Annotated in this window: 12 protein-coding genes; 9 read left to right on the top strand and 3 right to left on the bottom strand. The window is 65.6% G+C overall.

Annotated features, from left to right (window positions below; genetic code table 11):
* Nucleotides 1–20 precede the first annotated feature (20 nt).
* Complete coding sequence (locus ATJ78_RS07420) at nucleotides 21–1,028, bottom strand: isopenicillin N synthase family dioxygenase (RefSeq protein ID WP_098407007.1); 1,008 nt, start codon at nucleotides 1,026–1,028, stop codon at nucleotides 21–23.
* Between the two features lie 162 nt (nucleotides 1,029–1,190).
* Here ATJ78_RS07420 and ATJ78_RS07415 point away from each other — a divergent pair, with 162 nt between their 5' ends.
* The 4 genes from ATJ78_RS07415 to ATJ78_RS07400 are packed head-to-tail and all read left to right on the top strand — an operon-like array spanning nucleotide 1,191 to nucleotide 5,455.
* Nucleotides 1,191–2,204: a 2-keto-3-deoxygluconate permease gene (locus tag ATJ78_RS07415; RefSeq protein WP_098407006.1), complete on the top strand. Its 1,014-nt coding sequence runs from the start codon at nucleotides 1,191–1,193 to the stop codon at nucleotides 2,202–2,204.
* A gap of 29 nt (nucleotides 2,205–2,233) precedes the next feature.
* The gene (locus tag ATJ78_RS07410; RefSeq protein ID WP_169923418.1) at nucleotides 2,234–3,508 is read left to right on the top strand and encodes a four-carbon acid sugar kinase family protein; all 1,275 of its coding nucleotides are present in this window, start codon (nucleotides 2,234–2,236) and stop codon (nucleotides 3,506–3,508) included.
* Nucleotides 3,505–4,530, top strand: a complete 1,026-nt coding sequence (pdxA, locus tag ATJ78_RS07405; protein ID WP_098407004.1) for a 4-hydroxythreonine-4-phosphate dehydrogenase PdxA — start codon at nucleotides 3,505–3,507, stop codon at nucleotides 4,528–4,530. The genes ATJ78_RS07410 and pdxA overlap by 4 nt, the downstream gene beginning before the upstream one ends.
* Before the next feature lie 46 nt (nucleotides 4,531–4,576).
* Nucleotides 4,577–5,455, top strand: a complete 879-nt coding sequence (locus tag ATJ78_RS07400; RefSeq protein WP_098407003.1) for a GntR family transcriptional regulator — start codon at nucleotides 4,577–4,579, stop codon at nucleotides 5,453–5,455.
* A gap of 22 nt (nucleotides 5,456–5,477) precedes the next feature.
* On the opposite strand, the gene ATJ78_RS07395 is transcribed toward ATJ78_RS07400, so the two are convergent.
* Together ATJ78_RS07395 and ATJ78_RS07390 are read right to left on the bottom strand one after the other, a co-directional pair.
* The gene (locus ATJ78_RS07395) at nucleotides 5,478–5,912 is read right to left on the bottom strand and encodes a molybdenum cofactor biosynthesis protein MoaE (protein ID WP_098407002.1); all 435 of its coding nucleotides are present in this window, start codon (nucleotides 5,910–5,912) and stop codon (nucleotides 5,478–5,480) included.
* Nucleotides 5,909–6,400: a MogA/MoaB family molybdenum cofactor biosynthesis protein gene (locus ATJ78_RS07390; protein ID WP_098407001.1), complete on the bottom strand. Its 492-nt coding sequence runs from the start codon at nucleotides 6,398–6,400 to the stop codon at nucleotides 5,909–5,911. The genes ATJ78_RS07395 and ATJ78_RS07390 overlap by 4 nt, the downstream gene beginning before the upstream one ends.
* 139 nt (nucleotides 6,401–6,539) lie before the next feature.
* On the opposite strand from ATJ78_RS07390, the gene ATJ78_RS07385 reads away from it, so the two are divergent.
* The 5 genes from ATJ78_RS07385 to narI all read left to right on the top strand — a co-directional run bounded on the left by ATJ78_RS07385 (nucleotide 6,540) and on the right by narI (nucleotide 14,806).
* On the top strand, nucleotides 6,540–7,868 hold the full coding sequence (locus ATJ78_RS07385) for an MFS transporter (protein ID WP_245836245.1): 1,329 nt from the start codon (nucleotides 6,540–6,542) through the stop codon (nucleotides 7,866–7,868).
* A 62-nt stretch (nucleotides 7,869–7,930) separates the two neighbouring features.
* Nucleotides 7,931–11,722 (top strand): nitrate reductase subunit alpha, encoded by a 3,792-nt coding sequence (locus ATJ78_RS07380; protein ID WP_098407000.1) that lies wholly within the window; start codon nucleotides 7,931–7,933, stop codon nucleotides 11,720–11,722.
* Nucleotides 11,722–13,371: a nitrate reductase subunit beta gene (narH, locus tag ATJ78_RS07375; RefSeq protein WP_098406999.1), complete on the top strand. Its 1,650-nt coding sequence runs from the start codon at nucleotides 11,722–11,724 to the stop codon at nucleotides 13,369–13,371. The genes ATJ78_RS07380 and narH overlap by 1 nt, the downstream gene beginning before the upstream one ends.
* Nucleotides 13,368–14,048: a nitrate reductase molybdenum cofactor assembly chaperone gene (gene narJ / locus ATJ78_RS07370; RefSeq protein WP_098406998.1), complete on the top strand. Its 681-nt coding sequence runs from the start codon at nucleotides 13,368–13,370 to the stop codon at nucleotides 14,046–14,048. Before narH ends, narJ begins: the two co-directional genes overlap by 4 nt.
* On the top strand, nucleotides 14,045–14,806 hold the full coding sequence (narI, locus tag ATJ78_RS07365; RefSeq protein ID WP_098406997.1) for a respiratory nitrate reductase subunit gamma: 762 nt from the start codon (nucleotides 14,045–14,047) through the stop codon (nucleotides 14,804–14,806). The genes narJ and narI overlap by 4 nt, the downstream gene beginning before the upstream one ends.
* Nucleotides 14,807–14,809 lie beyond the last annotated feature (3 nt).

Genomic DNA, 14,809 nt, shown 5'->3' with positions numbered 1-14,809 from the left:
TGTGCGTCGCTGATCGATGGCTACGCGCGAGCGAGCAGGTCGCTGTGGTGCGCCTCCGCCACGTTCGGGTGCGCACGCAGCCGATAGCGCAGCGCGTTGTCTCCGTACGTCTCGAGAATCGGGCTGTTCGTCGGGTCGACAGACAGGCCACGCGCCTTCGCCGCGAGCTCTGGGCTGAGCTCAAGCTGCGGCATTCGGGTGTCGAGGTGCGGGTTGAAGAAGAACGGAAGTGAAATGCGGTCGGTGCCCTTGAGCGGCGAGATCACGCGGTGAAGCGTGGCCTTGAGGTAACCGCCGGTCGCCAGCTCGAGCATCTCACCGATGTTCACGACGAACGCACCGGGAACGCTGGGCGCGTCAATCCATTCGCCCTCGTGCTCGACCTGCAGGCCGCCCTTTCCCTCTTCGACGAGCAGCAGCGTGAGCACGCCCCCGTCGCGGTGGTGGCCGACGCCCTGCTTGGGCTCGGGGTCTGATTCGCCCGGGTAGCGCACAATCTTGAGCACCGAGAACGGGTCGTGGGCAAACGCCTCGTCGAAGGCGTTTTCGGGAGCGCCGAGCGACAGCGCCCACGTGCGCAACAGTCGCAGCGCGACCTCATTCAAGCGGTCGGTCCACTCGGTCACCGTCTTCTGCAGCTCGGGCAGGGCGTCCGGCCACTGGTTCGGTCCTTCGAGCCGCCAGTAGTCCTCTTTCCCGTCCTCAGCCGCGGGACGCTCGGGACCCACGTCGATCTGCTCGCGCCAGTCCACCTCGCCCGCCGTGAGCTCGCCGCCCATACGTGTGTACCCGCGAAACTGCGGGCTATTCACGTTCTCGATCGCGAGCTTCTGCTCGGCGGGAAGGTCGAAGAACCGCCGAGACACCGCGACGACCTCGTCGATGAGCTCTTGCGGAACGCCGTGCCCCACGAGGTAGAAGAATCCGACGTCGTGGGTGACCTCGCGCAGCTCGTCGCGGAAGGCGGCTGCCTCGTCGGCTCCGGCGTCAAGGCGTGACATGTCGAGAATGGGAAGTGAAGTGATCATGAAATAAATACTTGCACCGACAACCACTTTTTGTCACGAGTGTTACGCGCACAGCGTGAAATATGACACGGATGCTGCTAGGACACGCACTTGCATTCAGTCCATATGTACGTACACTGAGTACCTACAAGTGCCCCACCCCTTTATCAGAGGAGATTCGCCATGGCAGCCGAATCACGCATCACCAGTCGCGTTCCATTGTTCGACGGAATGAACAAGATCCCCGGCGGGCTCATGCTCATTCCGCTCATTCTCGGGTCGATCGTCGGAACCTTCTTTCCCGCGTTCCTCGATCTCGGAAACTTCACGTCTGCGCTGTTCCGCGACAGCGCACTCCCCCTCATCGGCATCCTCATCTTCGCGACGGGAATGCAGATCACCCTCAAGACGTCGGGCCCTGTGCTCGCGACGACAGGTACGATCCTGCTGACGAAGTCACTCATTCCGGCAGGGCTCGTCGTGCTTCTGGGCCAGTTCACCGGCCTCGACGGCATCCTTGGCGTCTCGATCCTGGCGCTGATCGTCACCATGGACAACAGCAACGGCGGACTCTGGCTCGCGTTCACGGGACGCTACGGCGACGCCCGCGACCGCGGCGCGTACATGGCGTCGGCCATCAACGACGGACCGTTCTTCTCGATGCTGTTCCTCGGAGCGGCAGGACTCGCCGACATCCCCTACACCCTCCTTCTCGCCGCGGTCATTCCGCTCCTGCTGGGCGTCATCGTCGGCAACCTCGACGAACGGTGGACCGAGATCATGCGCCCGATCCCGAACATCGTCATCCCCTTCTTCGCCTTCGCGCTCGGAACCGGCATCAACCTGGGCAACGTCGTCAGCGGCGGCCTCTCTGGACTGCTCGTCGGTGCCATCGCCACCCTGATCACGGGAACGCTCGCCTACTTTGGATACCGTTGGATCCTGCGCCGCGGCAAGCAATCGGGAATCGGCATCGCCTCGGCGACCACAGCGGGCAACGCGATCGCCACTCCCGCGATCATCGCCGCCGCCGACCCCGCGTTCGAGCCCTACATGGAGGTCGCGACGGCCCAGGTTGCCTCCGCGGTTCTCGTCTCGGCGGTTCTCGCGCCGCTCCTCGCGGCGTGGGTGCTCAAGCGTCAGGGCGGAATGGCAGAACTCGACACAGAAGCAGAACCCGTTCACGCGGCCGAATGACGGAGCCCACAGAGAGGACAATGAACGACGTGTCGACTTCCCAGGCGCCTTCGGCGATGATCGTCGCCGATGACCTGACGGGCGCAACGGATTCGGCCGTGCAGTTCGCGAGGGCCGGCTGGCACACACAGCTGGTCCTCGACTCCCGCGCTGAGGCGGGTGGCAAGCCGGGCTCGGTCACCGCACGAGTGACGGATGCTCGTGCACTCGGTTCCGCCGAGGCCCGCAGCCGCACGCGAGAGGCTGTCGCTGCTGGAGCAGGACACGCCTCGCACCTCTTCCTCAAGATTGACTCGACGCTCCGCGGCACGGTCATGGATCAGATCAGCGGAGCTCTCGACGTCTGGCGCGAGAAGCATCCGTCTGCCGTCGCCGTCGTCTGCTCGGCGTACCCGCCGATGGGTCGAACGGTCGTCGACGGCCGCCTTCTCGTCAACAACGTGCCCGTGCACGAGACGCCGATCGGCCGCGACCCCGTCACGCCCGTCGCGACCAGCGCTATCGCTGATCTGCTTGCGGGCAGCACTCGAGTGGCGCGCTCCGCGAACGTCTCGCTGCGCGACGCACTCGAGGCTGCGAGTGCCGCGTCGTCGGTTCTCACCGTCGACGCCTCGACGGAAGCCGACATCGCCGAGCTCGCCGAGGCCATCACCTCTCTCGGACATCGCGCGATTCCGGTCGGCTCGGCGGGACTCGCACTGGCGCTGGCGGCCGCATGGGGCGACGGCCTCGTCGCAGCCACTCCTCCGAGCGCGCAGGCATCGCGTGTGGTGCTCGTCGCCAGTTCGCTTCACGATGTCACGCTCGAGCAAGTCGACGCGCTCTCAGACGCCCGGTCCGACGTCGTGGTGCTCCGGCCGTCGCTACAACAGCTCCTCAATAGCGGCGCTCGCTCGCAGTGGCACGACGCGGTGTCGGCGGCCAGCGCCCGCACGGCTCCGGTCACGGTCATCGCAGCACCAACAGAGCGACGGGAGACACTCGCGTCGTCGCGCTCAGACGCATCCGGCCGCGTCGCCGACGGTCTTGCCCAGGCCGCACACTCGCTGGTCGCCGGCGAGCCTGGCGCGAGCCTCGTGCTCATGGGCGGCGAGGGCGCGCGCGCCGTGCTCGAGACGCTCGGCACCGAACGCGTGCACATTCATCGGGCGATCCGCGAGGGCATGCCGATCGGAACGATCGAGGGCGGCGTGGCGAACGGCGCCACCGTCGTCACGAAGGCCGGCGGCTTCGGGGCCCGCACTGACATCTCCGACATCGTCTCGGAACTTCTCGACAACGAAAGCGTAGGAACACCGTTATGACCAAACCCGCACTGGCAATCACCCTGGGCGATGTCGCCGGCATCGGCCCAGAGATCACGGCAAAGTCACTGCTCGCGCACGACGAGCTTCGTGAGAAGTGCATTCCGATCGTGATTGGCGATGTGGCATCGGTCAGGCGCGGCGTTGAAAGCGTTGGAGGCGACGCGGCCGCCGTTCGGCAGATCGCGAGCCCGGCGGAGGCCCAGAACGCGCCGGGAACGATTGAGGTCATTCAGGTCGGACCCTCTCTTGAGCACGTTGCCGTCGGCGAGCTCAGCGCTGCAGCCGGCGATGGATCGTACCGCTTTGTCGTCGAGGCGTGCCGGCTGGCCAAGAACGGCGACGTCGCGGGAATCGTCACGGCTCCGCTCAACAAGGCGGCCATGCACGCGGGCGGACACAACTTTCCCGGGCACACGGAGCTCCTCGCGCACGAGTTCGGCGTCACGGACTACTCGCTCGTTCTGTCTGCGGGCGATCTCTACTTCTTCCACCTCACGACGCACGTCTCCATGCGGCAGGCCATTGAGAACATCACGTTCGACCGCACGCTGAGCGTCCTCAAACTTGCGGGCGCATTCGCCGAGTCCATGGGCAAGCCAGACGAGCTCATCGGCCTCGCGGGTCTCAATCCTCACGCGGGTGAGAACCGGCTCTTTGGTGACGAGGATGCCGACATTCTCACGCCTGCCGTCGAAGCTGCTCGCGAAGAGGGGCTGAACGCCGTCGGTCCGCTGCCCGGCGACGCGCTGATTCCCGCCGCGGTCAAGGGAAAATACAACCTCGTTGTCGCCTGCTACCACGACCAGGGTCACGCCCCCTTCAAAGCCGTCTACGGCGACGACGGCGTCAACATCACCGTTGGCCTGCCCGTCGTGCGCGTCTCGGTTGATCATGGCACCGCGTTCGACATCGCCGGCAAGGGGATTGCCCGCGAGGCCAGTCTCGTGCTGTCGATCGAGCGGGCAGCGGACCTCGCACCGAAGTGGGACGTCGTGTGGGAGGCAGCTCAGGCGATGTAGCGGAACCGGCCAGTACGCTGGAAGCTGACGACCGAGAGGAGCTGTCATGTGGATCGACAGTGTCGCACCGTCCACGGTCGATGCGCGCAATGACGGGCCCCTTCATCATCAGCTGAGCTCCGTGATCCGGCAGGCCATTGCCGAAGGCAGCCTGCCTCCCGGCTCACAACTGCCGACCGAAGCCGACGTTCAAGCGCGATTCGGAGTATCCCGATCCGTCGTTCGGCAGGCCATGTCTGCACTGGCGAACGACGGCCTCATTCAGCGGGGGCGCGGGCGCGGAAGCGTGGTCGCGCCTCATCACGAACATCACCGCGCCGTTCAGAAAATGTCGGGACTGTCGTCGCAGATCTCGACTCCTGACGATGTCGTCACCACCGACGTTCTCGATTTCGCGCGGTCGTCGGACCCCCGAGCAGAACAGGCACTCGGCACGAGCGACCTGATCGCCCTCGTTCGACGACGCAGCATCAACGGCGAGGCGATCGCGATCATCCACACCTGGATTCCGCGGGCTCTCGTTCCCGGCCTTGAACCGGCCGATCTCACGAACGCTTCGCTCCACGAGACGCTCGGCACGCGCTACGGCGTGCCGGTCTCGGCCGGGCACAGACAAGTGCGCGCTATCGCCGCGTCAGAGACCCTTGCTCACGATCTCGCGCTGTCACCGGGCGCTCCCCTGCTCGTTCTGGAGGGCACCAGCTGTGACGAGAACGGGACGACGATCGAGTACTTCTGCACATGGCACCGCGCCGACCGCGTCGTCTTCGATGTCGACGCCAACTCTGACGCCACGGAAGCGCCTCTCTCCGCTCAGCCGCGGTCAGGGGCGCGCGCGGCGCAGACACCCACGGGCGACGTCGCCACGATGGCACGCGACCTCGCGGATCAGGCGCGGCGCCTCGCCGACACACTGTCGTCGTAGGATTCAGTCGTCGTAGGCCTCGCTACTGAGCAGAACCGAGCCGGCCGAGGCCCACCCACGAATAGCTGCCGTCCGCCTCGATCTGCTTCTTCCAGACCGGAAGCTCGGCCTTCACCGATTCAACGAGCGCGCGGCACACGTCGAAGGCCTCCGCGCGATGCACGCTCGACACGGCACACACGATCGCGGCGTCACCGATGCCCAATGTTCCAACGCGGTGGCTCACCGCGAGGCGCAGCCTCTCAGCATCCGCGGCCGCGGCCAGCTCTGTCAGCACCGCTTCGGCGTCGGGGTGCGCGCTGTACTCCAGTCGCACGACGCGTCCGTTCGCGTCGGGATCGTTGTCGCGCACCGTGCCCACGAACAGCGCCGTTGCTCCCTGCGCGTCGTGCGCGACAGCATCCATGTGCTCAATCACGTCGAGCGGACGCTCCGACACACTCGTGGTCACGATCATGAGTGGTCTGCTCCGTCGAGCTGCGACAGCACGTGTCCGGCGACCGAGACGACAACGGGAATGCCGTCGCGCACGGCACCAGGAGAACCGGCGAGATTCACGACCAGAGCATTTCCGCTCACGCCCGCGAGCCCGCGCGAGAGCAGAGCCGTGGGCACGTTCTCGGCGCCGACGCGGCGAATCTGCTCGGCAACGCCCGCAAGGTCCAAACGCAGCAGCGGCGCCGTCGCCTGCGGAGTCACATCGCGCTCAGTGATACCCGTTCCGCCCGTGGTGACGACGAGCCGCGCACCATCGTCAACGGCAGAGCGGATGTTGCCGGCCACCGCATCGATGTCGTCGGGCACGACCTTCACGTCGGCGCTCCATCCGGCCTCTTCGAGCATCGAGACCGCGAGAGGCCCCGACACGTCGTCGCGCTGACCGGAGAACGCGCGATCGGACACCGTGATGACCCGGGCCACCTTGCTCGGCGAATCATTCTGCATACCGCCAGTGTAGGCAACGTCCACCACGAGCAGCAGCAGCAGCAGTAAGTCTGTCCTAACTCAGAGAAGTGCCGATAGGCTCAGCGCAAGAAGCAGATGCCGATTTCGGCCGCGACCTTTCACGATTGAAGGGGGAAGCGTGAGCGCGACGACAGGCACGGGAGACGAGAGAATCCCTCTGAAGCCTGACTTGTCCAATTGGGATCCCGAGCACGACGAAACCTGGGACAAAGCGCTCGCGTGGCGCACTCTCTGGATCACGACCTACACGATGATCCTGGCGTTCGCCACGTGGTATCTCGTGAGCGCCATTGCGCCTCGCCTCAACGACATCGGCTATTCACTCTCCGATCAAGAGCTCTACTGGCTCGTCGCTCTGCCAGGGCTCGCGGGCGGTCTCATCCGCCTGATCTTCATGTTTCTTCCGCCGCTGCTCGGCACACGCACGCTCGTCGCCCTCGCCGCGATGCTGCTGCTCATTCCCCTTCTCGGGTGGACGTTCGTCGTTCGCGATCCCACCATTCCATTCTGGTTTCTCATGCTGCTGTCGTTCAGCGCCGGCGTCGGCGGGGGCAGCTTCAGCGGGCTCATGGCCTCGACGAGCTACTTCTTTCCCAAGCGCCTCTCGGGCACGGCGCTCGGCCTGCAGGCGGGCATCGGCAACTTCGGCATCGGCATCGTGCAATTTCTCGTGCCGTGGGTCGTGGGGTTCGGCCTGCTCGGCACCGCCGCGCTGACCCCGCAATCGCAGACCGATGGCACGCTCGTCTGGCTGCACAACGGCGGCCTCGTCATGGTGCCGTGGGTGCTGCTCGCGGCGATCGCCGCCATCGTCTTCTTGCGCCGCGTGCCCGTGAAAGCGAACTTCCGGCAGCAGATGAACATCTTCGGCCTCAAGCACACGTGGATCATGTCGGCGCTGTACCTCATGTCGTTCGGCGCGTTCTCGGGCCTCGCTGCACAGACCGGCCTCATCATCGGCCACGTCTACGGTGACTTCGACAACGCTCCGAATCCTCTCGCGTGGGCGTGGATCGGTCCGCTACTAGGCGCCGGAATCCGTGCAGCGTGCGGGCCCTTGTGCGACAAGTGGGGCGGCGCGAAGTTCACGCTCGTCGGCGGCCTCGGCATGACAGCGGGCACCGTCATCACGCTGTTCTTCCTGTCGCCGTCGAGCGTCACCGAGTTCTGGGGCTTCCTCACCGGAATGATGGTCATCTTCTTCTTCTCCGGCTTCGCGAACGCGGGCACGTTCAAGCAGATGCCCATGATCTTCACCAAGGTGCAGGCGGGCGGAACGATCGGCTGGACAGCATCCATCGGCTCCTTCGGCCCCTTTCTCGTCGGCATGGCTCTCTCGGTCATGAGCCCGACCACGTTCTTCATCATCTGCGCCGTCTGGTGCGGCTTCTGCTCGTGGCTGGCCTGGTGGTACTACGCCAGGCCCGGCGCAGAGAAGCCCAGCTGACGGGCGCGGATGCTGTGACACACCGCGAGCAGACCTAGACGAGACGAAAGGCACGGATTTCCATGGCGAAGCGCACACGTACCGCACCCGAGCGAGTCGACAGCGGAGCGAGGACCGACGGACCGCTCGCCGATTCGCTCGTGAATCTGGGGCGATACCTGCGCCCGGGAGAGGTCTCGGAAGATCTGCGCTCGGTGTATCTGAAGGGCGGCCGTGCGGGCGACGCGTTCTATCGCGACCGCTGGTCGCACGACAAAGTTGTGCGCTCGACGCACGGCGTCAACTGCACGGGCTCGTGCTCGTGGAAGGTGTACGTGAAAGACGGCATCATCACGTGGGAGACGCAGCAGACCGATTACCCCTCGGTGGGCCCTGACTCGCCCGAGTACGAACCGAGAGGATGCCCCCGAGGCGCCGCGTTCAGCTGGTACACGTACTCTCCGACGCGCGTGCGGTATCCGTACGTGCGCGGCGTTCTGCTGCAGATGTATCGCGAGGCGAAGCAGCGCCTCGGCGATCCCGTCGCGGCGTGGGCAGAGATCACCTCAGATCCCGAGAAGGCAAAAGCGTACAAGCGCGCCCGCGGCAAGGGCGGTCTCGTGCGTGCGAACTGGGACGAAGCCGCCGAGATCGTCGCCGCTGCCCACGTGCACACCATCAAGCAGTACGGCCCAGACCGCGTCGCCGGGTTCTCGCCGATTCCCGCCATGTCCATGGTGTCGCACGGTGTCGGCGCCCGCTTCGTCAACCTGATCGGCGGAACGATGCAGTCGTTCTACGACTGGTACGCCGACCTTCCGGTGGCGAGTCCGCAGGTGTTCGGCGACCAGACCGACGTTCCGGAGTCCGCCGACTGGTTCAATGCGTCGTACCTCATGATGTGGGGCTCGAACGTCCCCGTCACCCGCACGCCCGACGCGCACTTCATGACAGAGGCGCGGTATCGCGGCCAGAAGGTCATCACGGTCTCGCCCGACTATGCCGACAACTCGAAGTTCGCCGACGAGTGGCTCGCGCCGCACCCCGGTACCGACGGCGCGCTGGCCATGGCGATGGGCCACGTGATTCTTAAAGAGTTCTTCGTCGACCGCACAACGCCGTACTTTCGCGACTACCTCAAGCGCTTCGCCGACGCCCCGTACCTCGTCGCTCTGCAGAAGCGAGGCGATGCTTGGGTGCCGGGCAAGTTCATCACCGCCGAGGACCTCGGGGGTCAGGATGCCGCGACGGCGAACCCGGCGTTCAAGACGGTTCTTCTCGATCAGAGTGGCGCGCCGGTCGTGCCGAACGGCTCACTCGGGCACCGCTTCAGCGATGCCGACACGGGATCGTGGAACCTCGATCTCGGCGACGTCGATCCGCTGCTGTCCATCATGGACTCCCCCACCTGGGCAGGCGACGCCGCGGCGATCGACCTGCCGCGCTTTGACATCACCCCGGATGCCGAGGCCGACGACGGCGACAGCGGAAGTGACGCGCACACGGGCGGCTCCGGCGTCGTGCGCCGCGGCGTGCCGACAGCATCCGTCGCCGGTCAGACCGTGACGACCGTGTTCGATCTGCTGCTCGCGCAATACGGCGTGGGTCGCGACGGGCTGCCCGGGCGATGGCCCACCGGCTACGACGACCCGTCGACACCGGGAACGCCCGCATGGCAAGAGGAGATCACGTCGGTGCCCGCCGAGCAGGTGGCGCGCATCGGCCGCGAGTTCGCCGACAACGCCGAGCGCAGCGGCGGCCGCTCGATGATCATCATGGGCGCTGGCGCGAACCACTGGTTCCATTCAGACACGATCTACCGCACATTCCTCACGCTCACGACGATCACGGGATGCCAGGGCGTCAACGGAGGCGGCTGGGCACACTACGTGGGGCAAGAGAAGGTGCGCCCGCTCACCGGGTACAACCAGTACCAGCTCGCCGCCGACTGGGTGCGCCCCGCGCGCAACATGATCGGCACGGCGTTCTGGTACCTCGCGACAGACCAGTGGCGCTATGACGGGCTGCCGGCCGACCAGCTCGCCTCTCCCCTCGCGAAGGGCCAGTTCGCCGATCGCACGACGGCCGACTGCATGGTCGAGTCGGCGAAGCGCGGGTGGATGCCGAGCTACCCGACCTTCGATCGCAACCCGCTCGACATCGTCGACGAGGCGCGGGCGGCCGGCGTCGAGCCGCAGCAGTACGTGGTCGACAGCTTGAAAGACGGCAGGCTGCGGTTCGCGTGCGAAGACCCGGATTCCCCCGAGAACTTCCCGCGCGTACTCAGCATCTGGCGCGGGAACATTCTCGGCTCGTCGGGAAAGGGAAACGAGTACTTCCTCAAGCATCTGCTGGGAACGGATGCTGCGGTACGCGCTCCCGAAGCGGAAGGCGACCGCAGGCCGCGCACGATGGAGTGGCACGACGACGCGCCAGAGGGCAAGCTCGATCTGCTCTTCACCGCGGACTTCCGCATGACGAGCACGACCCTGTTCTCCGACGTCGTGCTGCCCGCGGCGACATGGTACGAGAAGTACGACCTGTCGTCGACAGACATGCACCCGTTCGTGCACTCCTTCAACCCCGCGATCCAGCCGCCGTGGCAGACACGCACCGACTTCGACATCTTCCACACGCTCGCCAAGAAGGTCAGCGACATGGCGACGACGCACCTCGGCGTACGCGAAGACCTCGTCGCTGCGCCGCTCATGCACGACACGGCAGACGCCATGTCGACGCCGAACGGCACGGTCACCGACGACGCCCCGCTCGTTCCCGGGGTGACGATGCCGAAGCTCGTCGTCGTCGAACGCGACTACACGAAGCTCGCCGAGCAGATGGCGACGCTCGGGCCGCTCACGGCGAAGCTCGGCATGCAGACGAAGGGCATCACGTACGACCCGACGCCCGAGATCGAGAAGCTCGGCCGCGTGAACGGCATTGTGCAGACCGGATCATACGCCGGCAGTGTGCGCCTCGACAGCGACGTTCGAGCGTGCGAGATGATCCTCGCGTTCTCGGGCACCACGAATGGGCGGCTCGCGCTACAGGGCTTCGAGAAGCTCGGTGCGCACACCGGCCAGCCCGGGGTTCAAGAGCTCGCGGCGGGAAACGAAGAGACGCGCATCACCTTCCCCGACGTGCAGTCGCGGCCCGTGCCCGTCGTGACCTCCCCCGAGTGGTCGGGCTCTGAGCACGGCGGCCGGCGCTACACGGCGTTCGCCGTCAACGTCGAGCACTCCAAGCCGTGGCACACGCTCACGGGACGCATGCACTTCTACCTCGACCACGACTGGATGCTGGAGCTCGGCGAGGCCCTGCCGATCTACCGTCCGCCGCTCGACCTCTACCGGCTGTTCGGCGACGCGCAGGTCGGCTCGACGGCAGCAACCGGCTCTCCCGGCTCCGCCGGAAAGGCAGAGGTCGCCGTTCGCTACCTCACGCCGCACTCGAAGTGGTCGATTCACTCGGAGTATCAGGACAACCTCTTCATGCTCTCGCTCAGCCGAGGCGGCCCCACCATCTGGATGTCTCCGCAGGACGCCGCGAAGATCGGCGTTCGCGACAACGAATGGATCGAGGCGTACAACCGCAATGGCGTCGTCGTCGCGCGCGCGAACGTGTCGCATCGCATGCCGGAGGGCACCGTGTTCATGTACCACGCGAAGGACAGAACGGTCGACGTGCCGAAGTCCGAGACGAGCGGTCTGCGCGGCGGCATCCACAATTCCCTCACGCGCGTGCTGCTGAAGCCGAGCCACCTCATCGGCGGCTACGCCCAGCTCTCGTTCGCGTTCAACTATCTCGGTCCGACAGGAAATCAGCGAGACGAGGTGACGGTGATTCGCCGTCGCAGTCAGGAGGTCGATTACTGATGCGCGTCATGGCTCAGATGTCCATGGTGATGAACATCGACAAATGCATCGGCTGCCACACGTGCTCAGTCACGTGTAAGCAGGCGTGGACGAATCGCACGGGCGTCGAGTACGTGTGGTTCAACAACGTCGAGACCAAGCCGGGCGTGGGGTACCCGCGCAGCTACGAAGACCAGGAGAAGTGGGGCGGCGGCTGGGTGCGCACCAAGCGCGGCCGGCTCAAGCTGCGCTCGGGAGGACGTCTTCAGAAGCTCGCGAACATCTTCTACAACCCGAAGCTTCCCGAGATCGAGGACTACTACGAGCCGTGGACGTACGACTACGACATGCTGCTCAACGCGCCGCAGAGCGAGCACACTCCGGTCGCGCGCCCGAAGTCGCTGCTCACGGGCGACGACATGAAAATCGGCTGGTCGGCGAACTGGGATGACAACCTCGGCGGCTCGACCGAGACCGTGCAGGAGGACCCGATTCTCAAACACATGAGCGACCACGTCGCCATGGAGTTCGAGCAGTCGTTCATGTTCTACCTGCCGCGCATCTGCGAGCACTGCCTCAACCCCTCGTGCGTCGCGTCGTGCCCCTCAGGCGCCATGTACAAGCGCGCTGAAGACGGCATCGTGCTCGTCGACCAGGACCAGTGCCGCGGCTGGCGCATGTGCGTCTCGGGGTGCCCCTACAAGAAGGTGTACTTCAACCACAAGACGGGCAAGGCCGAGAAGTGCACGCTCTGCTACCCGCGGATCGAGGTCGGCCTGCCCACCGTGTGCTCCGAGACCTGCGTCGGGCGGCTGCGCTACCTCGGGCTCGTGCTCTACGATGCCGACCGGGTTCTCGAGGCGGCATCCGTCGAAGACGAGAAAGAACTCCTCGACGCTCAGCGCGACATCATCCTCGACCCGCACGACCCAGCCGTCATCGAAGCTGCGCGCGCCGAGAACATCCCCGAAGACTGGATCGAGGCCGCGCAGTCGAGCCCGATCTACAAGCTCATCAACGAGTACCGCGTCGCGCTTCCGCTGCATCCGGAGTACCGCACCATGCCGATGGTCTGGTACATCCCGCCGCTGTCGCCCGTCGTCGACGTCGTCGCATCGAGCGGTAACGATGGCGAAGACGCCAACAACCTGTTCGCCGCGATCGACAAGCTGCGCATTCCGATGGAGTACCTCGCGGGGCTGTTCAGCGCCGGAGACCTGGGGCCCGTGACCGAATCGCTGCAGAAGCTCGCGGCGATGCGCTCCTACATGCGCGGCATCAACCTCGATGAGGGGCGCGACGAGTCGATCGCCGAAGCCGTGGGAATGACGGGCGACGAAGTCGAGCAGATGTACCGCCTGCTCGCGATCGCAAAGTACGAAGAGCGCTACGTGATCCCGCAGGCGCACTCGGAGCAGGCGCGCGAGCTCGACGAGCTTGCGTGCTCGCTCGACTACGAGGGCGGACCCGGAATGGGCGGAGCCGGACCCTTCGGTCTCTCGAGTGGGCACGGCCCCGAACCCGTCGCTGTCGAGAACTTCCACGTTCTGAAGGATCGCCAGACCGCAGATCGACCGTCGACGCCCGGTCGCATGAACCTGCTCAATTGGGACGGCAATGGCAGGCCGACCGGCATGTTCCCGCCAGACAAACAGAAAGACGAGTCATGAGCCCCGTGAAGCCTCTGCCCGAGCCGGTGCCGCCGCTGGAGCTCACGGCGGATCAGCGGCGCATCGCCCACATGGCAGCATCCATTCTTCTCGACTACCCCGACGAAGAGCGGCGTTCCGCCTGGCCTGCTGTTGCCGATGCGGTGTCGAGCCTTCCGGTCGCGCTCGAGCAGCGTTTTCGGCGCTTTCTGACAGAGATGGCGGATGCTGACGCGGCAGCGCTGGAGCAGAATTACGTCGCCACCTTCGATCTCAAACGCAAGTCCGCCATGTACCTCACGTACTACGCAGCCGGCGATACACGCCGCAGGGGAATGGCGCTCGTGCGATTCATCGAGGCCTACCGAGCGGCAGGCTGGGAGCCGGGCGATGAGGAGCTGCCGGATTATCTGCCCGCGGTACTCGAGTTCTCCGCGGCGAGCGCGTCACCCGTTGCCGTCGATCTTCTTGCCGCGCACCGCGACGGCATCGAGGTGCTGCGCGCGGCGCTTGCCGGACTTCAGAGTCCATACGTGCACCTCATCGAGGCTGTCGCCGCGTCGCTGCCCGAGATCGACGCAGCAACGCGCGAACGCTATCTCAGTCTCGTGAACGAGGGACCGCCGACCGAGACGGTCGGGCTGACGTTTCTCGGCAACCTCAAACCGTATTCCGCTCGCGAGGAGGTGGGCGCGTGAACGCCCTCGACTTCATTCTGTGGATCGCGTTGCCGTACGCGGGCATGGCGGTGTTCATCGTCGGGCACATCTGGCGATACCGCTACGACCAGTTCGGGTGGACGAGCCGATCGAGCGAGGTATACGAGAGCAGGCTGCTGCGGCTCGGGTCGCCGATGTTCCATTTCGGCATCCTCATGGTGCTTGCCGGCCATGTCGCGGGGCTGCTCATTCCCGCTGAATGGCTCTACGCGATCGGCATCGATGAGCACATGTATCACTGGGGCGCGACCGTGCTGGGCACGGCAGCCGCGGCGATGCTCGTCGCGGGGCTCGGGATTCTCATCTACCGCAGGCGTTCGAACGGTCCGGTCTTTCTCGCGACGACCGTGATGGACAAGATCATGTACGTGTTCCTCGGGCTCACGATCCTGATCGGAACAGCGGCGACGATTGCGCACCAAATCATCGGCGGAGGGTACAACTATCGCGAGACGATCTCACCGTGGGTGCGCAGCATCCTGCTCTTCCAGCCGGACCCCGCGCTCATGATCGACGCTCCTCTGCTGTTTCAGCTGCACGCTCTCACAGCGACGCTGCTGTTCATCCTCTGGCCGTTCACGCGTCTCGTTCACGTGTTCTCAGCACCGGTCGGCTACCTGTTCCGGCCGTACATCGTGTATCGGTCGCGCGACGAGCATCGCGGGTCCCGCTCGATCCGGCGTGGCTGGGAGGGATCGAACCTGCCGCCGAAGACGCCGCAGCAGAAGCGCTTCTAGAAA

The sequence above is a fragment of the Paramicrobacterium agarici genome (assembly GCF_002563955.1).
Classification (GTDB): Bacteria; Actinomycetota; Actinomycetes; order Actinomycetales; family Microbacteriaceae; genus Paramicrobacterium; species Paramicrobacterium agarici.
This window is presented reverse-complemented; position numbering and strand designations above follow the sequence as displayed.